The following is a 21,105-nucleotide window of genomic DNA, read 5'->3' as shown; positions in this document are numbered from 1 at the left end:
CTCTCAGGCGAAGGCCACGAAGGCGATCGGGTTGGACGTCGGCTGGTCCGAGCCACCGGCGGGCTCCACGGTGATGCCGGCACCCTTCGAGTGCGTGGCGTCACCGCTCAGCACGACGACCTGGTCACCGCCTCCGGGCATCAGACCCGCGGAGGTCATGTGACCCGTCGCGTCCTGGAGCCACAGCTGGAAGACCTTGCCGGCCGGCGGCTGCGCCATACCCGACGTGATGAGCACGGCCCGGTGGAGCGAGCTGGACCGGACGACGGTGGCCGTGGCCCCGCCCGCGAGGCGCTCGCCGTAGCGGGTCGCGTCGGCGGCTGCGAGCACCTGGTCGGCCATGACCCGCTGGGGGTCCTGGCTCACCTGGCGCCACACGGTGAACCCGCCGATGGCGAGCACCGCCACCGTGGCGGCTGCCACGACGAGGCGCCAGCCGCGGGAGAACCCACGAGCAGAGCGGGACCGGCGACGGTCCTCGAGCTCGTCGGCGCCGGACCCGGCCGGGGACGTCGACGACGTGGTGTCCACGGTCGGCGCAGCTACCGGCGTCGGCGCGACGGGGCTCTCGTCCTCGTCGACCGGCTGCGACTGCGGGACGACCAGCGGGGGCAGGGGGCGCACGGTCGCGATCTCGGCGAGCACCTTGGCCCGCAGCGACGGCGGCGGCGCGACATCGGTCAGCGCCGACAGCTGGTGCGCCGCAGCCACGAGGCTGTCGACCTCGGCCTGGCAGGCCGAGCAGCCGGCGAGGTGGCGCTCGAACCGCGCCCGCTCGATGTCGTCGAGGGCGTCGACGGCATACGCGCCGGAGAGCGCGTGGATGTCCTCGCTCACAGGGTCACCCCCAACGTGTCTCGTAGTCTGATGAGTCCATCACGGATGCGTGTCTTGGCGGTCCCGAGCGGCAGGTCGAGCATGGTTGCCACCTCCGTGTGCGTGTATCCCGAGAGGTAGGCCATCTCCAGTGCCTGCCGTTGGACCGGGGTCAGCGTCTCCAACGCCCGATGAACCCGCTCCGCATCGAGCCGATCGACGACGGCCTCCGCAGTGGAGTCGTGCGTGACGTCCTGGTTGCGGGCGCCGTAGCCCTCGTCGCGGTTGCGGGCCGCCTCCGCCGACCGGACCCGGTCGACGGCCTTGCGATGGGCGATCGTGAGCATCCACGAAATCGCCGCACCCTTGCTCGGGTCGAAGCGGGCGCTGTGCCGCCAGATCTCGAGGAAGACCTCCTGGGTGACCTCCTCGGACTGGGCGGGGTCGCGCACGACCCGTCGGACGAGACCGAAGAGCCGGGAGGAGACCGCGTCGTAGAGCTCTGCGAACGCCGTCTCATCGCCGGTCGCCGCTCTATGGAGCAGCTGCTCCAGCTGGACTGGGCGGGCGGGCCCCTCCGGCGACTCATCGCCGGAGGGGACCACCGAGAACCGTGACATGGGGTCCATTGTGTCGCCCGTCGTCGTGCTCTGCGTCAGCCTGGTCGGCAGACGATCAGGGCATCAGCACGCCGTCGATGATGTACACCGTGGCGTTGGCGGTCGGGACGTTGCCGCAGATGACCTTCGCGTCGGCCTTGCCGACCGTGAAGTTCTGGCCCGAGCCCTTGACCGTGATGGTCGTGCCGGCCAGCGTCTTGTGGTCGCCCGCGAGCTTGTCGGGGGAGATCTTGCCGGCCACGACGTGGTTCGTCAGGATCTTGGTGAGGGTCGGCTTGTCGGCGAGGACCTTCTTGAGGTCGGCAGCCGGGATCTTGGCGAACGCGTCGTTGACGGGCGCGAAGACGGTGATCTCGGGAGCCGAGTTCAGGGTGTCGACGAGGCCGGCCTGCTTGACGGCGGTGACGAGGGTCGAGAGCAGCGGGTTGTTGCTCGCGGCGGTCGCGACCGGGTCGGTGGCCATGCCGTTGAAGGAGCCCTTGCCGTCCTTCGGCACGGCGGCGCAGCCCTCACCGAAGACGGCCGAGGCGGCGTCCATCGACGTGGACGAGGACATCGTGTCGGACGGCGTGCTCGTCATCGAGTCCGAGGACGTCGCGGCGGGCGTGCTGCCGGCGCCGGCGGAGGCGGTGTTGTCGCTCGAGCTGCCACAGGCCGCGAGGCTCAGGGGCAGGGCGATGGCGAGGGCGACGAGGCCGGTACGGGTCTTCATGCTCTTCATGTCAGTCACTCCTTGTGGCTGTGTGGTGCACGGTCATAGGGGGTTCGGGGCCGCTGTGGCTCCGGATTGCTTGTCGGGCAAGTTTTTTCGCGGGTTTCTCGGTGGTCGGCGTTCACGCGACGGTCACCACCACCTCCTGGATGCCGCTCGACCCGCTGGGGAACGGCGTGGCGCGCGCAGTGATCTGCGCCTGGCCCTTGAGGTCGGTCGCGCGCACGGAGATCCGGTGCAGACCGGTCTTGGCGTCCCACGGGAGGTACCACTGGCGCCAGTAGTCGACGCCGACGTCGGGGCCGAGCTTCGTTGCCTGCCAAGGGCCGTCGTCGATCTTGACCTCGACCTTGCCGACACCACGGTGCTGGGCCCAGGCGACGCCGCCGATCGCGGTCATGCCGGCCTGGATCGTCGACAGCGGTGCGGGGGTGTCGATACGGGCGCTCGTCTTGATGGGGGCGTCCGTCGCCCACTGGCGCTTGGTCCAGTAGGCCTGGTCCGCGGCATACGTCGTCAGGGTCAGCTTGGTCAGCCACTTCGTCGCGCCGACGAAGCCGTAGAGGCCGGGGGTGATGAGGCGAGCCGGGAAGCCGTGGGTGTCGGTGAGCTGCGCACCGTTCATGCCGATGGCGATCATCGCGTCACGCCCGTCGCGGACGACCCCGAGAGGAGTGCTGATGGTGAAGCCGTCGACGGCCGTGCTCAGCACCTGGTCGGGGCTGCCCTTGATGCCGGCCCGGTCGAGCACGTCGGTCAGGCGGACGCCCAGCCAGCGGGCCGCGCCGATGTAGCCGCCGCCGACCTCGTTGGACACGCACGTCATCGTGATGTCGCGCTCGATGAGCGGCATGGCCGCCAGCTCGGCGAAGGTCAGGGTGAAGGGCTTGTCGACCATGCCGCCGACCTCGAGGGTCCAGCTGTCGACGTCGACCTTCGGCACGGTGAGGTTGGTGTCGACGCGGTAGAACTTCTCGGTCGGCGTGCGCAGGGGCGAGATGCCGGACACCTGCGTCTCCAGCCCGGTCGGCAGCGGCTTGGCCTTGTCGGCGGCGGCGGGCAGGACGACCTTCTTGATCGTCTGGGCCCCGGCGCGCAGCTGACCCCCGACGGCGGCGAGGACCGACAACGCGGTGACGCCGAGCGCGCCGCCGATGAAGCCGCGTCGGCCGGTGCCCCGCTGGGCCGCGGAGTCGGCGGCCGGGGTCATCTTCGAGCCACGAGGACCGTCGACCGTCGCCTCGTCCCCCTTCGCCACGGCCTCGTCGGAGGCCCGGCGGGCGAGGCGGACGAGCCAGACGAGCGTCGTCACCCCGGCGGCCATGGCGGCCAGCGCGGGCAGGACGTCGAGCGGGCGGGCGGCCGGGCGCAGCAGCGCAGCAGCACCGGCCAGGCCGGTCAGCAGCACGATGAAACCGACGGCCAGCGGCATACGGCGGCGGGCCAGCAGGCCGGCCACGGCGGCGAGGACCAGCGTCACCACGAGGACCGAGCCCTGCAGGATCAGCTTGTCGTTGGTCCCGAAGGTCGCGATCGCCCACTCCTTGACGGGCGTGGGCGTCAGGTCGATGACGGTCGACCCGATGGCGAGCACCGGCGACGACGCTGGAGCGAGGAAGCCCGCGACGAGGTGGCCGGCGGCGATCCCGGCCACCGCGGCGAGGATCCCGCTGAGGGCAAGTCGTAGGCGCATCATGTGCCGTGGTTCGGCACCGGACGGGGGACCGGATTGTCCGAAGGCGCCACCGAGGGCTCGGGAAGAGCGTCGTGACCCCGGTTGTTGACCGCACGTGAAGAAGATCGGATTCCTCTCCTTCGGTCACTGGAACCCCTCCCCGCACTCGGGGACGCGGTCGGCGGCCGACGCCCTGCTCCAGTCCATCGACCTCGCAGTCGCCGCCGAGGAGCTGGGCGCCGACGGTGCCTACTTCCGGGTGCACCACTTCGCCCGCCAGCTCGCCTCGCCGTTCCCGCTGCTGGCTGCCGTCGGCGCTCGCACGAGCCGCATCGAGATCGGCACCGGCGTCATCGACATGCGCTACGAGAACCCGCTCTACATGGCCGAGGACGCCGGCGCGGCGGACCTCATCTCCGGCGGCAGGCTCCAGCTCGGCATCAGCCGTGGGTCACCCGAGCAGGTCGTCGACGGGTTCCGGTACTTCGGCTACGAGCCGACCGACGGCGACCACGCCGGCATGGCGCGCCAGCACACCGAGGTCCTCCTCGAGGTCCTGACCGGCAAGGGGTTCGCCGAGCCGAACCCGCGGCCGATGTTCCCCAACCCGCCCGGGCTGCTCCGCGTCGAGCCGCACGCGCCGGGCCTGCGCGACCGCATCTGGTGGGGTGCCGGCAGCAGGGCCACCGCCGAGTGGACGGCACAGCAGGGCATGAACCTCATGAGCTCGACCCTGTTGACGGAGGACACCGGCGTGCCCTTCCACCGTCTGCAGGCCGAGCAGATCCAGCGCTACCGCGACGCGTGGACGGCGGCCGGCCACGAGCGTGAGCCGCGGGTCTCTGTCAGCCGCAGCGTCTTCCCGATCGTCAGCGACGCCGACCGGGCCTACTTCGGCCGCGAGTCGGCGAGCCAGGACCAGGTCGGCATCATCGACGGTGGCACGGCCCGCTTTGGCAAGACGTATGCCGGTGAGCCCGACCAGCTCGTCCGAGACCTCGCCGAGGACGAGGCGGTCGCCGCCGCCGACACCCTGCTCATCACGGTGCCCAACCAGCTCGGCGTGGACTACAACGCCCACGTCATCGAGAGCCTCCTGACGCACGTGGCGCCCGAGCTCGGCTGGCGCTGAGGGCTTCCCGACGCACGCGTCGGCTGCGCGCCTGCCGGCTGCGCGCCTGCCGGGATCACCCGCGGGCGAGCAGCCGGCGCAGGGTCGAGCCGTAGGCGGCGCGCGCGATCCGTGACACGACAGGGTCGAGGACGGCGGGCACGCCCCGCACCCCGATCTGTTGCGTCCACCGCACGCTCGAGCCCGCGTCGGTCGGGGTCACGACGAGGTCGATCGCGCCGCGGACGACCTTGCCCTCCTTGTGGATCCGCGCCCTGCCCGCGGTCGTCGTGGTCGGGGCGACGACCGAGTCGACGACCATGACGTCGTCGAAGCCGATCGGGCCGAGACCCGTGCGGGCGACGAACCGCGACCCGTCGACGAGGTCCCGCGCGGCCATCGCGTCGCCGGTCACCGTGGTGAGCGGGATGACGGCGGTGTGGGCGGTCAGGTCGAGGATGCGCTTCCACGCCTCGGGTGCGGACAGGGGTGGGTCGAGGTGCACCTCGAAGTCGGCCATGGGCACAGTCTGTCCGGTCCGGCCCGCCGTGACACCTGTCATGGGCACGACGTGACGCCTGCGGCTGCCCTGCCGGGCGACGCCGCGGGAGAGTTGGGCCATGACCACCACACACTCCTCGCTCGCCAGCGCCTCGGGGGCGCCGGCGGTCGAGCTGCGCTCGCTCGTCAAGACCTTCCCTCCACGCCGGGGGTCGCACGACTCCGAGGTCCGTGCCGTCGACGGCGTGGACCTGCGCATCGAGCCCGGTGAGGTCGTCGCCTTCCTCGGCCCCAACGGCGCCGGCAAGACGACGACTCTCGACATGGTGCTCGGGCTCACCGACCCCACGAGCGGCTCGGCCGAGGTCTTCGGCCGCCGCCCCCGCGAGGCCGTCGTCGCCGGCTCCGTGTCCGCCGTCCTGCAGACGGGAGGCCTGCTGCGCGACCTCACGGTGCGCGAGACCGTGCGCATGATCGCGTCGACGTATGCCGTCAGCGCCCCCGTCGACGACGTGATCGACCGTGCCGGGCTGAGGCCGTTGGCCGACCGTCGCGTGTCCAAGTGCTCCGGCGGTGAGCAGCAGCGGCTGCGCTTCGCCCTGGCCCTGCTGCCCGACCCGAGGCTGCTCGTCCTCGACGAGCCGACGGCCGGCATGGACGTCACGGCGCGCCGAGACTTCTGGGACACGATGCACGCCGACGCGAGCGCGGGCCGCACCGTCGTCTTCGCGACCCACTACCTCGAGGAGGCCGACGCCTTCGCCGACCGCATCGTGCTCATCGCCGGAGGCCGCATCGTCGCGGACGGCACGACCGCGCAGATCCGGGCCCGGGCGAGCGGGCGCACCGTGTCGGCGACCCTGCCGCATGGGGCGGTCGAGGCGTCGGTCGAGCGGTTGCGCCGCGTCGACGGCGTCCGGGAGGTCGAGGAGCGCGGCACCCGAGTCGTCGTGACGGCTGCCGACTCCGACGCCGTGGCCCGGCTGCTGCTGCTCGACCTGGGCGGCACCGACCTCGAGATCGTCACCGCCGGCCTCGAGCAGGCCTTCATGACCCTGACCGGCGACGCCCGCGACGCCGTCGCCCCCGAGACCGACAAGGAGCTCGCCCGATGAACGCCACCTTCACCCTGCTCGAGATGCGGCGCATCACCCGCGACTGGGGCGGCATGTTCTTCACCGCGGTCCTGCCGGCCTTCTTCTACCTCATCTTCGGTGCGACCGTCGACGCCAAGGACGCGAGCATCGGCAACGGCAACGTCGCGATGTACGTCATGATCAGCATGGCCGCCTACGGCGCGGTCACGGCGACGACGAGCATCGGCGGCAACGCGGCGGTCGAGCGCCAGCAGGGCTGGGGTCGCCAGCTCGGCCTGACGCCGCTGGCCGACTCCTCCTACATCGCGATGAAGGCCCTGATCGCGATGACCGTCGCGGCCGTCCCGGTCCTGCTGACCTTCACGCTCGGGGCTGCCACCGGCGCGCGGGGCTCAGCGGGGGCCTGGGCCCTCAGCGCCCTTCTCGTGCTGGCCGGCTCGTCGGTCTTCGCCCTCTACGGCCTGCTCATCGGCACGGCCTTCCGGTCCGAGGCCGCGGTCGGCGCCGCGGCGGGCACGCTCGTCATCTTCGCCTTCCTCGGCAACCTCTTCATCCCGCTGTCCGGCGCCCTCCTCTCCTTCGCGAAGCTGACCCCGCTCTACGGGTATGCCGCCCTGGCCCGCTACCCGCTCACCGAGGGCTACCTGCCCGACGGCAGCCACGACCCGCTGTGGCTGCCCATCGCCAACGTCGTGGCCTGGCTGGCGATCTTCGGTGCGCTGACGGTGGTGCTGGTGCGTCGCGGACGGGAGCGCCAGTGACCCAGGCGCCGGACCGCAACCCGTGGGAGCGCTACGGGTGGGTCGTGCGGGGCGTCTGGCTCGTCTTCCTCGTCTTCCCCGTGCTGGCGCTCGTCACGAGGCCGCGCCCTGTCTGGCAGGTCGTCGTCGGGCTCCTGCTCGTCGTCGTCTTCGCCGCGGCCTACGTCAGGGGCTCCTCGCACCTGGAGCGGATGGGCCGCCGGGGGTCGCCGAGCCTGCGTGGTGCCGTCGCCTACCTGGCCGTCCTGCTGGCGTGCACCGTCGGCTCCGCGCTGCTCATCGGCGCCAGCAGCCTGGGCTTCCTGCCCTTCGTGGTGGCCTTCGCGATGTTCGCGCTGCCGATCCTCCCCGCCATCGGCATCGGAGTTGCGGCGACCGTCGTGGCGGGTGCCGCTGCCGTCGTCACCGATCCCGGCGAGGGCACGTGGAGCGTCGCGATCATCGTCTTCGCCGTCGGGGTCATGACCGGCGGCGTCCGGCTCGTCGCCGACCGCGGGGAGCAGTACGAGCGGATGTCACGAGACCTCGCCATCGTCGAGGAGCGTGAGCGCGTGGCCCGCGACGTGCACGACGTCCTGGGCCACTCGCTCACCGTCGTCACCGTCAAGGCGGAGCTCGCCGAGCGGCTCGTCGACCTCGACCCCGAGCGCGCCAAGGCCGAGCTGGCCGAGATCCAGGCGCTCAGCCGGCAGGCGCTCGCCGAGATCCGGGCGACCGTGGGCGGCCTTCGCGTGGCGCGCCTCGGCGACGAGCTGGCCTCGGCCAGGACCGCTCTCGCGGGGGCCGGCATCGAGGCCCACGTCCCGGACGACCCGAGCGCCGTCGACCCTCGCCACCGCACGGTGCTGGCCTGGGTGCTGCGCGAGGCGACGACCAACGTCGTGCGCCACAGCGACGCCGACGCGTGCTGGGTCGAGCTCGCGACGAACCGCCTGGTCGTGCGCGACGACGGACGCGGCATCGACGGGCGGCCCGAGGGCAACGGCATACGCGGGCTGCGTGAGAGGGTCGGTGCCGCGGGAGGTCGTCTCTCGCTCGAGACGGGCCCGGAGGGCCATGGGACCGTGCTGGAGGTGACGGTGTGAGCGACCCGATCAAGGTGCTGCTCGCCGACGACCAGGCCCTGGTGCGAGGGGCGCTCGCGGCGCTGCTCGCCCTCGAGCCCGACCTCGAGGTGGTGGCCGAGGTCGGCCGGGGCGATGAGGTGGTCGAGGCCGCGCGGACGTCCGGAGCCGACGTGTGCCTGCTCGACATCGAGATGCCGGGCACCGACGGCATCGCCGCTGCCGCCGCGGTGCGCGATGCCCTGCCCGGGGTGCGCACGCTCGTCGTGACGACGTTCGGCCGGCCCGGCTACCTGCGCCGCGCGCTCGAGGCCGGCGCGTCGGGCTTCGTCGTCAAGGACACGCCGGCGCGCCAGCTCGCCGAGGCGGTCCGCCGCGTCCACGCGGGCCTGCGCGTCGTCGACCCCTCCCTCGCCACCGAGTCGCTCGTCGACGGCGCCAACCCGCTCACGGAGCGCGAGCGCGAGGTGCTGGCGGTCGCGCTGCGCGGCGGCACGGTGGCCGCCATCGCCGGGATGGTGCACCTCTCGCAGGGCACGGTGCGCAACCACCTCAGCTCCGCCATCGGCAAGACGGGCACGTCGACCCGAGCCGAGGCCGCGCGTGTCGCCCAGGACCGCGGCTGGCTCTGACCGGTGATGCGGCTCCGGTCGCAAGCCCCGGGTTCGGTCCGGCGACCTGTCACCGGACCGAACGCGCAGCACCGGCCCGGCCGCCGCCCGTCAGGAGACGACGACGCGCGCCCACTGGTAGTGCCCACCGTCGGTGAAGTGCGTCCACGTGTCGAAGGCGACGACCTCACCGACCTCACCGACCGCGCCGAGCAGCTCGCGCAGCTCCTCGTCGGTGCGGCTGCGGAAGTAGCGCCCGCCGTCGTCGGTCCACTCACCGCTCGTCTCGGCGCCCCACACCCCGACCTCGAGCACACCGCCGGCACGCACGACCCGGCGCAGCTCGGCGAGCGCCGTCACCATCTCGTCGCCCGGCAGGTGCGTCAGGGTGCTCATCGTCCAGCCGGCGTCGAACGAGTCGTCCGCGAACGGAAGGTCGGTCGCCGACCCGACGTACGCGTCGAGCCCGAGCCGGCGGCACAGGTCGACGGCGGCCGGGGTCAGGTCGACCCCGCTGTAGGCCACGCCGGACGCCGCGATCCGGACGCCGTCGCGACCGGCGCCGCGGCCGACCTCGACCACCGACCCGAGCCCCTCGGTCAGGAGGTGCTCGACGAACGCCGTCAGCCGCTGCTCGCGCTCGTCGGCGAGCGGCCGGGTGGCGCGGTCGGCCATCTCCCGCTCGTAGTAGTCCACCAGCCGGGCCGCGACGTCGCTCATGCGCGACAACCTAGCCAGCGCCAGGTCCAGCAGGACCGGCGGACGCGAACGTGGAGGTCCGCAACCCGCTGAGGGGTGCGGACCTCCACGCCTTCGTGTGCCGTCGGGCGGCGTGTGCCCTCGGGCGAGGTCGTATGCCGTCAGGCCGGGGTGGGCGTCGCCGTGCTGCCCGTGCCCGCACCCGTGCCGGCGGCCCGGCGGGCCATGAACGCGGTCACGAGCTCGGCGAGGCCGATGAGGATGAGCATGATGCCGGCGATCCGCGCGAGGAGCACGAGCGAGGATCCCGGGAAGATCGCGACGACGAGGCCGGCGAGGACCGAGACGACACCGCTGACGATGAGGAAGACGCGCGCGCCGGTGGAGCGGTCCGAGCCGAAGCCCTGGGCCAGGGCCGCGACGCCTTCGGCGATCCAGCCGGCCGCGATGAAGATCGCGATGACGACGAGCGAGGTGCCCGGGCGGAAGAGGCAGATGATGCCGGCGATGATCGACAGCACGCCGAGCACCATCGACACGGGCTTGAGCCAGCCGGGGTCGGCCGGCAGGTCACGGCTCACCGACAGGCGCACGGCGCCGGCCACGATGAGCTGGAGCCCGAAGGTGATGGCCACGACGAGCAGCGTCGCCTTGGGCCAGACGAGGACGATGACGCCGAGGACGACGGACACGACGCCCATGGCGATGAGGGCCCCGGACCAGCCGGTCGAGGTCGTGGCGGCGGACCAGGCGCTCGCGGCCTCGCGGCGGGTCGTCGGCGGGCGGTTGGGGTGGTCGACCGGATCGGGTGAGGCAGGGTTCGGGACGGTGCTCGACATGGCAATCTCCGTAAGGGGTGAGGTGCTGCCCGAGATGCGACATCTCCAGTCTCGTCCTCCACTCCCGACGGCGCCCGCATTTCGGTGCGACCCGCCCGACGGCACACGGCGGCGGGCGTCGGTCCGTGGCAACCCTCGCGGAGGACCGATAGCGTCGGCGAGGTGAACATCATCTTCGTGGAGCCGTCGTTCCCGGCGAACCAGCGCCGCTTCGTGCACGCGCTCGCGTCGGTGGGCGCCAACGTCTACGGCATCGGCGAGACCGAGGAGGGCCACCTCGACGACGAGGTGCTCGGGGCGCTGCGCGGCTACTACCGCGTCGGCAACGTCACCGACGTCGACCAGATGGTCGAGGCGGTCCGCTACTTCCAGGACAAGGTGTGGATCGACGCCCTGGAGGCGACCGTCGAGTCGCACACGATGACCGCCGCGCGGGTCCGCGAGGCGTGCGGCATCCCCGGCACGAGCGTGCGCACGACATGGCTGTGCCGCGACAAGCCGTCGATGAAGGAGGCGCTCCGGCAGGCCGGGGTCCCCACTGCTGCAAGCGCGGCCGTCGACTCGGCCGCCGAGGCGCGCGCCTTCGCCGAGCGCGAGGGCTACCCGCTGATCCTCAAGCCGCGCGCCGGTGCCGGCGCCCAGGGCACGGTGCGCGTCGACAGCGACCACGACCTCGAGCAGGCCCTCGCGGCCTACGGCCGTGAGGGCCAGAGCTCCATCGCCATCGAGGAGTTCGTCGAGGGCCACGAGGGGTTCTACGACACGATCAGCCTCGACGGGGAGGTCGTGCACGACTGGGCGACGCACTACTACCCCAACGTCCTCGAGGCGATGCGCCACCGCTGGATCTCGCCGCAGTTCGTCACGACCAACCGCATCGACGAGCCGGGCAACGCCTTCTACGCGGAGGTGCGCGACCTCGGCCGGCGCGTCATCGAGGCCCTCGGCATCGAGACGTCGGCGACGCACATGGAGTGGTTCTACGGCCCGAAGGGCTTGAAGTTCAGCGAGATCGGCGCGCGCCCCCCGGGTGTCGGCGCGTGGGACGTCTACTCCGCGGCCAACGACGTCGACGTCTACCGCGAGTGGGCGCACGTCATTACCCACCGCGCCCCCGAGCAGCAGATGAAGCGGTCGTATGCCGCGGGCATCGTCGCGGTGCGCCCCGACCGTGACGGGTCGGTGACGGGCTACTCCGGCATCGACGAGATCCAGTCCCGCTACGGCGAGTGGGTCATCGACGGACACTTCCCGCCGGTCGGGCACGGCACGCAGGCGGTCGAGGCGGGCTACATGGCCAACGCGTGGGTGCGGCTGCGCCACCCCGACTTCGACACGGTGCGCGCGATGCTCGACGACGTCGGTCGCACGATCCGCATGCACGCGGGCTGAGCGCGGCTGCCTCGCACCGATGTCGACGACGATCCTGCTCGGACCTCAGCGCTTCACCACGACGGTGGGCTCCACCGTGCGCGCCCTCGGCGTGACCGGGCGCATCGCCATGGTCAACTCCGGCTGGGAGGAGCGCGAGTCCGACGACGCCGAGCTCGCCGGTCACCTCGACGGCCGCGGCGTCAACCTCCGGCTGCACCACCGGATGATGGACGTGCTGTCCAAGGACGAGCACTTCGGCGCAGCGGCCCGGGCGTTCCGCGACCGCATGGACGAGCTGCGCATCTTCTACGGCATCCGGCTGCAGGCGGCGATCGACGCGGTGCAGGCCGTCGCGCACCGCACGTCGATCCACGCCGTCGGCCCGATCGCCGAAGAGTCCGCCATGGAGGCGGTCCGCGAGGTCGACCGCTGGTATGTCGCCGAGCTCGACGAGCTGTACCGCTCGGTCCGCGCCACCGCGCCCCCCGACGAGAGCGGCACCATCGGCTGGCACCGGGGCGAGATCGGCGCGGTCCTCGACGAGTGCGAAGCGGTCGTCATCGCCGGCGGCAACGTGCGCACGCTCCTGTGGACCCTGCGCGTCTTCGACGTGGAGCTGCGTCCCGAGCAGTCCGTCGTGGCGTGGTCGGCGGGCGCGATGGCGCTCACCGACGAGGTGGTCCTCTTCCACGACTTCGCGCCCCAGGGCGTCACGGCGGCCGAGCTCCACGACCGGGGGCTCGGGCGGCTGCCCGGGATCGTCGCCCTGCCGCACGCCAAGCGGCGCCTCCAGCTCGACGACCACGAGCGGATGTCGGTGCTGGCCAGGCGTTTCGCCGAGCACCGCCTGCTGCTGCTCGACGACGGGGCCGTGGTCCGCTTCCCCGACGGCGCCACCGACCTGCCGGCCGGCGCTCGCGTCCTCGACCGCACCGGCCACGTCTCCGTGGTGGGGGCCGCATGAGCGCGATGGAGCGCCTGGCCGTCAACCGGCTGCGCGAGCGGCTGCCGCTCGACGGTCCGACGATCGACCGCTTCGTCGAGCGCTATGGCTGCCCGATCATCGAGGGTGAGCGCGTGACCTTCCTCTACCGCGGTGACGTCGACGAGGTGTGGATCCGGCACCGGGTCGTCGGGCTGCCGGACCCGTTGCCGCTCAAGCGGATCGGCGACTCGGACCTGTGGTCCGTGACGACCGTGCTGCCCGAGGGGTCCCGGGTCGAGTACCAGGTCGAGATCCGCAAGGGCGAGCACTACGAGCGCTTCAACGACCTGCTCAACCCTCGGCTCGCGCACAGCCCGATGGGGTCGTCGTCGGTGTGCGCGGCGATCGGCTACCGCGTGCCCGAGTGGGTGGCCTTCGACCCGGAGGCCCGGCCCGGCACTCTCGTCGAGGAGCAGGTGCGCAGCAAGGCCCTGCGCCGCGACCAGCCGGTGCAGATCTACCTGCCCGCCCGCTTCAACCGGGCGCAGCGCTACCCGCTGCTCGTCGTCCACGACGGCACCGACTACCTCGAGTTCGCGGCGATGAAGACGGTCCTCGACAACCTCATCCACCGCCTCGACATCGACCCGCTCGTCGCCGTCTTCGTGCCGCCGCGCGACCGGCTCAAGGAGTACCCCAACCACGCACCGCACGCCCGGTTCGTCGCGCGCGAGCTCGTCCCGCTCCTCACCGACCGGCTGCCGCTCATCGACACTCCCGAGGCCCGCTGCCTCATGGGCAGCTCGTTCGGCGGCATCGCCTCGCTCTCGACGGCGGTGCGCTACCCCGGGTTCTTCGGGTCCCTGATGCTGCAGTCGGCCTCGCTCGTCTTCACCGACATCGGCTTCGACCACGGTGGCGGCCCGGCCTTCGACCCGGTCGTGAAGTTCGTCAACCGCTTCCGCGAGAAGCCCACCGCGGTGACCGGCCGGATCTTCATGTCCTGCGGCGTCTACGAGCCGCTCATCACCCCGAACAGGTCGATGGTGCCGGTCTTCCGTCACACCGGCATGACCGTGCGCTACACCGAGTCGCGCGACGGCCACAACTGGGAGAACTGGCGCGACCGGCTGGGCGACGGCCTGTCGTGGCTCTTCCCCGGACCCCAGAAGTTCGTCTACGAGTGAATCCGACTGAGAGGGCAGGCAGCTCATGAAGGTGACCGACCGGTGGTACTCCGACCGTCTGGGCCAGGACATCAGTGTCGCGAGGTGGGGCACCTACGGCGCGCCCGTGCTCCTCTTTCCCACAGCTGGAGGTGACGCGGAGGAGGTCGAGCGCCACCACATGATCGCCCACCTCGAGCCCCTCATCTCGGCGGGCCGGGCCAAGGTCTACTCCGTCGACAGCGTCGCCGGACGTGCCCTCGCCCAGCACCGCGGCACGGTCGAGCACCGGCTCGCGCTCTTCAACGCCTTCCACGAGACGATCGCCCGCGAGGTCATCCCCGCGATCCACTCCGACCTCGGCGGCCAGCGTGTCCCGGTCACCGTGGCGGGCTCGTCGATCGGCGCCTTCAACGCCCTCGCGATCACGTGCCGCTACCCCGAGCTCGTGCACTCCGCCGTCTGCATGAGTGGGACGTACGCCATCGAGCAGTTCCTCGACGGCCACGTCAACGACGACCTCTACTTCAGCTCCCCGCTGCGTTTCGTCCCGGGGCTCGAGGGGCCCGCCCTCGACGTGCTGCGCACCCGGATGGTCGTGCTGGCGAGCGGCAGCGGCCGCTGGGAGGACGTCGGTGAGTCGCGCGCCGTGGCCCACGTGCTCGGCAGCAAGGGCATCCCCAACCGGGTCGACGACTGGGGTCCCTCCTACGACCACGACTGGCCGACCTGGTGGGCGATGCTGCCGCTCTACCTCGACGACCTGCTCCCGTGACGGGACGTCCCTTCCTGCTGCTCACCTCTCGGGTCGACGACGCGCTCGCCGCGCAGGAGCGCGCCGCCTTCCTGCGCCTGACCGCCCTGCCGGCCGAGCGGGTCGTGCACCTACGCCTCGAGCAGGGACCCGTCGTGCCCCTCGAGCTCACGGCATACTCCGGCGTCGTGCTGGGCGGCAGCCCGTTCACCGTCAGCGAGCCCGACTCGGCGAAGTCACCCACCGAGCGGCGCGTCGAGGGCGAGCTGACCGAGCTCGTGCGTGAGCTCGTCGAGCGCCAGGTCCCCTACCTCGGCCTCTGCTACGGCGTCGGCGCGACGAGCCTCGCCCTCGGCGGGGTCGTCGACCGCACCTACGGCGAGCCGGTCGGCACCACGACGGTGCGCGTGACCGAGGCGGGCCGCAGCGACCTCCTCTTCGGCGACCTGCCCCACACGTTCGCTGCGTTCGTCGGGCACAAGGAGGCGGCGACCGAGCCGCCGCCCGGCGCCGTGGTCGTCGCGACGAGCGACGCCTGCCCGGTGCAGGCCTACCGGGTCGGGCCGTGCGCGTGGGTCACCCAGTTCCACCCCGAGCTCGAGGTCGAGACCTTCGTCGAGCGCATCCGGGCCTACGCCCACCTCGGCTACTTCCGGCCGGAGGAGCAGGACGCGATCATCGAGGCCGTGCACGCCGCGGACGTGTCGGCCGCGCACGACGTGCTGCGGCGTTTTGTCACCGAGTTCGGCTGAGCGCCGGGCCGCGCCGGGCCGCGCCGGACCAGCAGGCCCGAGCGAGCAACCGGCCGAGGAATCCGGGAGCCGCGCGGGCGCGCGGCGTCGTAGCGTACGTCGCATGGCAACGAAGCGCGCCGCAGCGGGGAGCGTCACGGCTCCGTCGCACGGGCCCCACCCGGCCGACGTCCACGACACCATCCGCGTGCAGGGCGCGCGGGAGAACAACCTCAAGGACGTCAGCCTCGAGCTGCCCAAGCGGCGGCTGACGGCCTTCACCGGCGTCTCCGGCTCGGGCAAGAGCTCGCTCGTCTTCGCCACCATCGCCGCCGAGTCGCAGCGGATGATCAACGAGACCTACAGCGCCTTCGTCCAGGGCTTCATGCCCTCGCTGGCCCGGCCGGAGGTCGACCTCCTCGAGGGGCTGACGACCGCGATCATCGTCGACCAGGAGCGGATGGGCGCCAACCCGCGCTCGACCGTCGGCACCGCGACCGACGCCAACGCGATGCTCCGGATCCTCTTCAGCCGGATCGGGACGCCGCACATCGGGCCGCCGACCGCCTTCGCCTTCAACGTGCCGACGCGCGTCGCGAGCGGGGTCATGAAGACCGACCGCGGCAACCGCACGGAGACCTCGATCGTGCGCGAAGCCGTCTACCAGGGCGGCATGTGCCCCCGGTGCGAGGGCATGGGGTCGATCAACGACTTCGACCTGACCGCGATCTACGACGAGTCGAAGTCGCTCGCCGAGGGCGCCCTGCTCGTGCCCGGCTACAGCATGGACGGGTGGTACGGCCGGATCTTCGGCGGCGCCGGCCTGCCCATGGACAAGCCGATCGCGAAGTTCACCGACAGACAGCGCCAGAAGCTGCTCTACGGCGAGCCGGAGAAGATCAAGGTCGAGGGCGTCAACCTCACCTACGAGGGCGTCCTCACCAAGGTCCAGAAGTCCATGCTGTCCAAGGACCTCGACGCGATGCAGCCGCACGTGCGCCGTTTCGTCGAGCGGGCCGTCACGTTCACGACGTGCCCCGACTGCAACGGCACGCGACTGTCCCAGGAGGCCCTGTCCTCGAAGATCAGGGGCAAGAACATCGCCGAGCTCTGCTCGATGCAGATCAGCGACCTCGCGGTCTGGCTGCGCGACCTGTCCGAGCCGTCGGTGGCGCCGCTGCTGAAGGGCCTGCAGCACCTGCTCGACTCCTTCGCCGAGATCGGCCTCGGCTACCTCTCGCTCGACCGCCCCGCCGGCACGCTGTCCGGTGGCGAGGCCCAGCGCACGAAGATGATCCGTCACCTCGGCTCCTCCCTCACCGACGTGACCTACGTCTTCGACGAGCCGACGATCGGCCTGCACCCGCACGACATCGCCCGGATGAACCAGCTGCTGCTCCAGCTGCGCGACAAGGGCAACACCGTCCTCGTCGTCGAGCACAAGCCCGAGACCATCGCCATCGCCGACCACGTCGTCGACCTCGGCCCCGGGGCCGGCACGGGCGGCGGCGAGGTCGTCTTCGAGGGCACCGTCGAGCAGCTGCGTCGCAGCGACACGGTGACCGGCCACCACCTCGACGACCGCGTCAGCCTCAAGAGCTCGCTGCGCGAGGCCGCCGGGGCCATCGAGATCCGCGGGGCGTCGACACACAACCTGCGCGACGTCGACGTCGACATCCCGCTCGGGGTGCTGTGCGTCGTCACCGGCGTCGCGGGCTCCGGCAAGAGCTCGCTCGTGCACGGGTCGCTCGCCAAGCGTGACGGCGTCGTCGTCGTCGACCAGGGCGCGATCCGGGGCTCGCGCCGCAGCAACCCGGCCACCTACACCGGCCTGCTCGAGCCGATCCGCAAGGCGTTCGCCAAGGCCAACGGCGTCAAGCCCGCGCTCTTCAGCTCCAACTCCGAGGGCGCCTGCCCGGCCTGCAACGGTGCCGGCGTCATCTACACCGAGCTCGGCGTCATGGCGACGGTCGAGTCGACGTGCGAGGAGTGCGAGGGCCGGCGCTTCCAGGCCGCGGTCCTGGGCTACGAGCTCGGTGGCCGCAACATCGCCGAGGTGCTCGCGATGCCGGTGACCGAGGCGCTCGACTTCTTCGCCGAGGGCGAGGCGCGCACCCCGGCCGCCCACACGATCCTGACGCGCCTCGCCGACGTCGGGCTCGGCTACCTGACGCTCGGCCAGCCGCTCACGACGCTCTCCGGCGGGGAGCGCCAGCGCCTCAAGCTCGCCGCGCAGATGGCCGAGAAGGGCGAGGTCTACGTGCTCGACGAGCCGACGACCGGCCTGCACCTCGCCGACGTCGACAACCTGCTCGGCCTGCTCGACCGGCTCGTCGAGTCGGGCAAGTCGGTGGTCGTCATCGAGCACCACCAGGCCGTCATGGCGCACGGCGACTGGATCATCGACCTCGGTCCGGGGGCCGGCCACGACGGCGGCACGGTCGTCTTCGAGGGGTCGCCGGCCGACCTCGTCGCGGGCCGGTCGACCCTGACGGGCGAGCACCTCGCCGCCTACGTCGGCGCCTGAGGCGCGGCCGGGCCCTCGCGGCGCTGGTATCGAGGCACGGGGATCGCGGCAGGGGTATCACCCGCGGGGGCGGCGCCCTCTGACGGCAAGGGCCCGTGGGGTCGGGCCCTCCCCCGGAAGGACTGCCCTCATGAGCGTGACCGACGTGTTCCCCCTCATCAAGGCGCCCGAGGACTGGCCGGTCCCCGTCGTCGCGACGATCGCGATGGTCTGCCTCGCGGGCCTCGACCTCGCGGGCGCGGTCCTCGCCAAGGAGTGGGCGACGAACGGCAGCGTGCGGGCCCTCGTGCTCGGTGCGGGCGCCTTCCTCGTCCTCTTATGGGTGTATGCGTCGTCGCTGAGGTACGCCGAGCTCGCCCTGGTCACGATGGGCTGGGTCGTCATGCTGCAGGTGGGCCTCGTCCTCGTCGACCGCTGGCGCTACGGCGTGGAGCTGCCGACGGGCAAGTGGGTGGCCATCGGCGTCGTGCTCGTCGCGCAGGCCTACCTCGTGCTCGCGCCCAGCGCGACGCAGGCGAGCGCCGCCGCTGGCGGTGGCGGCTAGACTCCGGACCACGGACAGGGGTGCTCCGGGCTGCCGTCGGTGCCACCTGCCCGTCGTTGTCCTCGTGCCCGCGCGCTGCCCCGAGCCCGGCCTGGTCCCGACCCGGCCGGGCGACTCCGAAGGAAGTCCATGCGTCGACGTCTCGTCCGCACCACGATGGTGGCGACGGCCGGCGTGCTCGCGCTGGCGACCGCCGCCTGCACGAGCGCCGCGACCGACGTGTCGACGCCCGTCGCCACCGACGGGACCACGGCGGGGGCGGCCACGCCGACGCCGACCTCGACGACGGCCAAGGCGCCGCTCGTCGTGGGGGCCGTCTTCGACCACTCGACGCTGGACCCCACGCGGCAGTTCGACCGCAGCGGTGCGCTCCTGACGCACTCGCTCTACGAGACGCTGACGACCCTCGATCCCGACGACCCGACGAAGGTCGTGCCCGGGATGGCCGAGTACACCCTGTCCCCCGAGGGTCGCTGGCTCACCCTGAGGCTGCGCAAGGGCCTCGTCTTCTCCGACGGCACTCCCGTGACGACCGACGACGTCATCTTCACCCTGGAGCGGGCCAAGGGCCTCTCGGGTCCGGCCGCGTCGATCATCGGCACCGTCTCGACGACCAAGGTCGACGACCGCACCTTCACGCTCAGCTCGACCGGGTCGAACTTCGCGCTGCCGGCGATCCTCGCCAACCCCGCGTTCGGCATCCTCAACTCGACCGCGGTCAAGGCGAACGGCGGGACCATCGGCCCGGGTGACACCGCCGGGGGCTACCTGTCGCAACACTCCGCGGGGTCGGGTCCCTACGTCATCGAGAGCGTGCGGGGGTCCTCGGAGGTGCGGCTCAAGGCCAACCCGCTGTGGACGGGCCCCAAGCCGGCCTTCCCCGAGGTGATCGTGCGCAACCTCGATGCGAAGCGGCAGCTGACCGCGCTGCGCACGGGCGCCCTCGACGTCGCCCTCGACCTCTCACCGAACCAGGCCGAGGGGGTCGACGCCGGTCCGCAGACCTCGTCGGTCACGATCACGACGATGCGCTCGAGCTCGCTCGTCTACCTCGCGCTGGCCCGCGACAAGGCGCTCAACGCGTGGACGGCCAACGCCGACTTCGACGAGGCGGTGCGCCGTGGACTGGACCGGGAGGCGCTGGCCCGCACCGCCGAGGGGTCCATGCCCGCGGCGGGTCTCATCCCGGCCGGGATCGTCGGTGCGCTCGAGGACCTCGCGCCTGCCCCGACGCCGCCGGCCACCGACGGCACCGGGGGGACCGGCACCCCGAACCCGACCACCTCGCCTCCGGCACCCTCGTCCACGGCGCCGTCGTCGACGGGCACCCCTGCGACACCGAGCGCTGCCATGACCACAGGGGCGAACGGCATACCCACGCCCGTCGTCACGCTGCCGATCGTGCCGGCGCGAGACCTGACGGCCGCGAAGGCGGCGCTGCGCCGCTCCGGCTACCGGGGGCAGCCGATCCCCCTGTCGTATGCCGCCGACCTCCCGATCCAGGGCATCCCGACGACCGCCCTCGCCAGCGCCGTGCGCTCCCAGCTCGCCGAGGTGGGCATCAAGGTGCAGCTCAACCCGGCGCCGGCGGCCGAGGCGCTCGCGGCCTACCGCTCCGGGCGCAGCGCGTTCAGCCTGTGGAGCTGGAGCCCGGACTACCCGGACCCCGAGAACTACCTCGCTTTCGCGCCGGGTGAGCTCGTCGGCTCCCGGGCCGGCTGGGCCCGCGGCACCGACCAGGTCATGGACGACCTCACCGATGCCGCGCGCTCCTCCGTCGGCGACAACCGGGCGGGGGCGTATGCCGCGTGGCAGCTCGCGATGAACGAGCGGAGCCCGTTCGTCCCGCTGCTCCAGCCCGCGACGCGCTTCGCGAGCGGTGACCGGGTGACGGCGGTGCCGGGCAACCCGGTCTGGACGCTCGACCTGGCCCGCATCCGCTGAGGTCCGCCGAGGTCTGAGGGCTGCCCGCAGGGTGGCCGGCAGGGTGGCCAGCGGGGTGGCCCGAGGTCGCTCTGAAGGGGGCTCCGGGGGCGGTGCCGGAGCCGATTATGCGATCCGGGGAGCCCCATGTAACGTTCTCTTCGTCAGCCCGACAGGGAGGAACGGACGCCACCGCGGAGCGAGTGATCGCGAGCGAAGTTGGCCGGTCCCGGGGATGACGAGATGGTCTGAGGCACTCGATCTGATCGGGTAGCCTTGGAGGGCAAGAACCGCTGACACCAAGCGGGTCGAAGCCGGGCGGTCTGAAGATCGTTTCGCGGCTTTTGACTCCCAAGCTTGAGGCGGGATAGTTTTGAAAGGTTGCCCCTGAGGCTGGCTCACTGAGCCGGGTGAAGGTGTGTGTCCGATTCTTGAGAACTCAACAGCGTGTCAAAAATCGATGCCAATTACCTCGTCCCGAGGCTGGCTCGGAGTCATCCATGAGGGTGGGTCTGGGTTTGTTTTGGGCGAATTATCCTTTGGTTGAAACTGAATGATCAACTCTTTTTGAGCTGGTTGTTCGACTTCAGTCAGGTTTTCGAGCCCTTCATGGGTTCAAAGTTTGCCCGTCTCCTTTTCGGGGGTGGGTGTTTGA

General features: G+C 71.8%; 20 protein-coding genes. 13 read left to right on the top strand and 7 right to left on the bottom strand.

Annotated features, from left to right (window positions below; genetic code table 11):
- Positions 1–3: 3 nt before the first annotated feature.
- From ABD297_RS18490 to ABD297_RS18475, 4 genes are all read right to left on the bottom strand, one after another.
- Entirely contained in the window at positions 4–837 is an 834-nt protein-coding gene (locus ABD297_RS18490) for an anti-sigma factor (RefSeq protein WP_344256546.1), read from the bottom strand.
- A complete protein-coding gene (sigK, locus tag ABD297_RS18485; RefSeq protein WP_344256545.1) occupies positions 834–1,445 on the bottom strand; it encodes an ECF RNA polymerase sigma factor SigK in 612 nt (203 codons plus the stop codon). The genes ABD297_RS18490 and sigK overlap by 4 nt, the downstream gene beginning before the upstream one ends.
- 46 nt (positions 1,446–1,491) lie before the next feature.
- Positions 1,492–2,157 carry a fasciclin domain-containing protein gene (locus ABD297_RS18480; RefSeq protein WP_344256544.1) on the bottom strand — a complete coding sequence of 222 codons (666 nt, stop codon included), beginning with the start codon at positions 2,155–2,157 and terminating at the stop codon, positions 1,492–1,494.
- A 112-nt stretch (positions 2,158–2,269) separates the two neighbouring features.
- Entirely contained in the window at positions 2,270–3,844 is a 1,575-nt protein-coding gene (locus ABD297_RS18475) for a molybdopterin-dependent oxidoreductase (protein ID WP_344256543.1), read from the bottom strand.
- A 94-nt stretch (positions 3,845–3,938) separates the two neighbouring features.
- On the opposite strand from ABD297_RS18475, the gene ABD297_RS18470 reads away from it, so the two are divergent.
- Positions 3,939–4,955, top strand: coding sequence for an LLM class flavin-dependent oxidoreductase (locus ABD297_RS18470; RefSeq protein ID WP_344256542.1), 1,017 nt, complete (start codon positions 3,939–3,941; stop codon positions 4,953–4,955).
- Between the two features lie 55 nt (positions 4,956–5,010).
- Here ABD297_RS18470 and ABD297_RS18465 read toward each other — a convergent pair whose 3' ends face one another.
- Positions 5,011–5,454, bottom strand: a complete 444-nt coding sequence (locus ABD297_RS18465; protein ID WP_344256541.1) for an SRPBCC family protein — start codon at positions 5,452–5,454, stop codon at positions 5,011–5,013.
- A 100-nt stretch (positions 5,455–5,554) separates the two neighbouring features.
- On the opposite strand from ABD297_RS18465, the gene ABD297_RS18460 reads away from it, so the two are divergent.
- Genes ABD297_RS18460 through ABD297_RS18445 form a run of 4 tightly spaced genes read left to right on the top strand, consistent with a single transcriptional unit; the run spans position 5,555 to position 8,989 of the window.
- Entirely contained in the window at positions 5,555–6,550 is a 996-nt protein-coding gene (locus ABD297_RS18460; RefSeq protein ID WP_344256540.1) for an ABC transporter ATP-binding protein, read from the top strand.
- Positions 6,547–7,293, top strand: a complete 747-nt coding sequence (locus tag ABD297_RS18455) for an ABC transporter permease (protein WP_344256539.1) — start codon at positions 6,547–6,549, stop codon at positions 7,291–7,293. The genes ABD297_RS18460 and ABD297_RS18455 overlap by 4 nt, the downstream gene beginning before the upstream one ends.
- Positions 7,290–8,378, top strand: coding sequence for a sensor histidine kinase (locus ABD297_RS18450; RefSeq protein ID WP_344256538.1), 1,089 nt, complete (start codon positions 7,290–7,292; stop codon positions 8,376–8,378). Before ABD297_RS18455 ends, ABD297_RS18450 begins: the two co-directional genes overlap by 4 nt.
- On the top strand, positions 8,375–8,989 hold the full coding sequence (locus ABD297_RS18445) for a response regulator transcription factor (protein WP_344256537.1): 615 nt from the start codon (positions 8,375–8,377) through the stop codon (positions 8,987–8,989). The genes ABD297_RS18450 and ABD297_RS18445 overlap by 4 nt, the downstream gene beginning before the upstream one ends.
- A 90-nt stretch (positions 8,990–9,079) precedes the next feature.
- Here the strand turns inward: ABD297_RS18445 and ABD297_RS18440 are convergent, their stop codons facing one another.
- Together ABD297_RS18440 and ABD297_RS18435 are read right to left on the bottom strand one after the other, a co-directional pair.
- Positions 9,080–9,688 carry a class I SAM-dependent methyltransferase gene (locus ABD297_RS18440; RefSeq protein WP_344256536.1) on the bottom strand — a complete coding sequence of 203 codons (609 nt, stop codon included), beginning with the start codon at positions 9,686–9,688 and terminating at the stop codon, positions 9,080–9,082.
- Between the two features lie 140 nt (positions 9,689–9,828).
- Entirely contained in the window at positions 9,829–10,506 is a 678-nt protein-coding gene (locus ABD297_RS18435) for an HdeD family acid-resistance protein (RefSeq protein WP_344256535.1), read from the bottom strand.
- A gap of 162 nt (positions 10,507–10,668) precedes the next feature.
- Here ABD297_RS18435 and ABD297_RS18430 point away from each other — a divergent pair, with 162 nt between their 5' ends.
- The 8 genes from ABD297_RS18430 to ABD297_RS18395 all read left to right on the top strand — a co-directional run bounded on the left by ABD297_RS18430 (position 10,669) and on the right by ABD297_RS18395 (position 20,471).
- On the top strand, positions 10,669–11,898 hold the full coding sequence (locus ABD297_RS18430) for an ATP-grasp domain-containing protein (RefSeq protein WP_344256534.1): 1,230 nt from the start codon (positions 10,669–10,671) through the stop codon (positions 11,896–11,898).
- 19 nt (positions 11,899–11,917) lie between these two features.
- The gene (locus ABD297_RS18425) at positions 11,918–12,844 is read left to right on the top strand and encodes a Type 1 glutamine amidotransferase-like domain-containing protein (RefSeq protein WP_344256533.1); all 927 of its coding nucleotides are present in this window, start codon (positions 11,918–11,920) and stop codon (positions 12,842–12,844) included.
- Entirely contained in the window at positions 12,841–13,992 is a 1,152-nt protein-coding gene (locus ABD297_RS18420) for an alpha/beta hydrolase (protein WP_344256532.1), read from the top strand. The genes ABD297_RS18425 and ABD297_RS18420 overlap by 4 nt, the downstream gene beginning before the upstream one ends.
- Positions 13,993–14,017: 25 nt before the next feature.
- On the top strand, positions 14,018–14,746 hold the full coding sequence (locus ABD297_RS18415; RefSeq protein ID WP_344256531.1) for an esterase family protein: 729 nt from the start codon (positions 14,018–14,020) through the stop codon (positions 14,744–14,746).
- Complete coding sequence (locus ABD297_RS18410) at positions 14,743–15,477, top strand: glutamine amidotransferase (RefSeq protein WP_344256530.1); 735 nt, start codon at positions 14,743–14,745, stop codon at positions 15,475–15,477. Before ABD297_RS18415 ends, ABD297_RS18410 begins: the two co-directional genes overlap by 4 nt.
- A 103-nt stretch (positions 15,478–15,580) precedes the next feature.
- The gene (locus ABD297_RS18405; RefSeq protein WP_344256529.1) at positions 15,581–17,983 is read left to right on the top strand and encodes an ATP-binding cassette domain-containing protein; all 2,403 of its coding nucleotides are present in this window, start codon (positions 15,581–15,583) and stop codon (positions 17,981–17,983) included.
- Between the two features lie 130 nt (positions 17,984–18,113).
- The gene (locus ABD297_RS18400) at positions 18,114–18,527 is read left to right on the top strand and encodes a hypothetical protein (protein WP_344256528.1); all 414 of its coding nucleotides are present in this window, start codon (positions 18,114–18,116) and stop codon (positions 18,525–18,527) included.
- Positions 18,528–18,656: 129 nt separating this feature from the next.
- Positions 18,657–20,471, top strand: a complete 1,815-nt coding sequence (locus tag ABD297_RS18395; protein ID WP_344256527.1) for an ABC transporter substrate-binding protein — start codon at positions 18,657–18,659, stop codon at positions 20,469–20,471.
- Positions 20,472–21,105: the final 634 nt, after the last annotated feature.

Origin of the sequence: Terrabacter carboxydivorans, assembly GCF_039532035.1 — a bacterium.
GTDB lineage: Bacteria > Actinomycetota > Actinomycetes > Actinomycetales > Dermatophilaceae > Terrabacter > Terrabacter carboxydivorans.
Note: the sequence above shows the minus strand (reverse complement) of the source record. Positions and strands in the feature narration are given on the sequence as shown.

Coding starts and splice junctions, on each gene's coding strand:
- sigK (WP_344256545.1), bottom strand. CDS start 1,445: ATGGACCCCATGTCACGGTTCTCGGTGGTCCCCTCCGGCGATGAGTCG.
- ABD297_RS18480 (WP_344256544.1), bottom strand. CDS start 2,157: ATGAAGAGCATGAAGACCCGTACCGGCCTCGTCGCCCTCGCCATCGCC.
- ABD297_RS18475 (WP_344256543.1), bottom strand. CDS start 3,844: ATGATGCGCCTACGACTTGCCCTCAGCGGGATCCTCGCCGCGGTGGCC.
- ABD297_RS18465 (WP_344256541.1), bottom strand. CDS start 5,454: ATGGCCGACTTCGAGGTGCACCTCGACCCACCCCTGTCCGCACCCGAG.
- ABD297_RS18460 (WP_344256540.1), top strand. CDS start 5,555: ATGACCACCACACACTCCTCGCTCGCCAGCGCCTCGGGGGCGCCGGCG.
- ABD297_RS18455 (WP_344256539.1), top strand. CDS start 6,547: ATGAACGCCACCTTCACCCTGCTCGAGATGCGGCGCATCACCCGCGAC.
- ABD297_RS18440 (WP_344256536.1), bottom strand. CDS start 9,688: ATGAGCGACGTCGCGGCCCGGCTGGTGGACTACTACGAGCGGGAGATG.
- ABD297_RS18435 (WP_344256535.1), bottom strand. CDS start 10,506: ATGTCGAGCACCGTCCCGAACCCTGCCTCACCCGATCCGGTCGACCAC.
- ABD297_RS18425 (WP_344256533.1), top strand. CDS start 11,918: ATGTCGACGACGATCCTGCTCGGACCTCAGCGCTTCACCACGACGGTG.
- ABD297_RS18420 (WP_344256532.1), top strand. CDS start 12,841: ATGAGCGCGATGGAGCGCCTGGCCGTCAACCGGCTGCGCGAGCGGCTG.
- ABD297_RS18415 (WP_344256531.1), top strand. CDS start 14,018: ATGAAGGTGACCGACCGGTGGTACTCCGACCGTCTGGGCCAGGACATC.
- ABD297_RS18405 (WP_344256529.1), top strand. CDS start 15,581: ATGGCAACGAAGCGCGCCGCAGCGGGGAGCGTCACGGCTCCGTCGCAC.
- ABD297_RS18400 (WP_344256528.1), top strand. CDS start 18,114: ATGAGCGTGACCGACGTGTTCCCCCTCATCAAGGCGCCCGAGGACTGG.
- ABD297_RS18395 (WP_344256527.1), top strand. CDS start 18,657: ATGCGTCGACGTCTCGTCCGCACCACGATGGTGGCGACGGCCGGCGTG.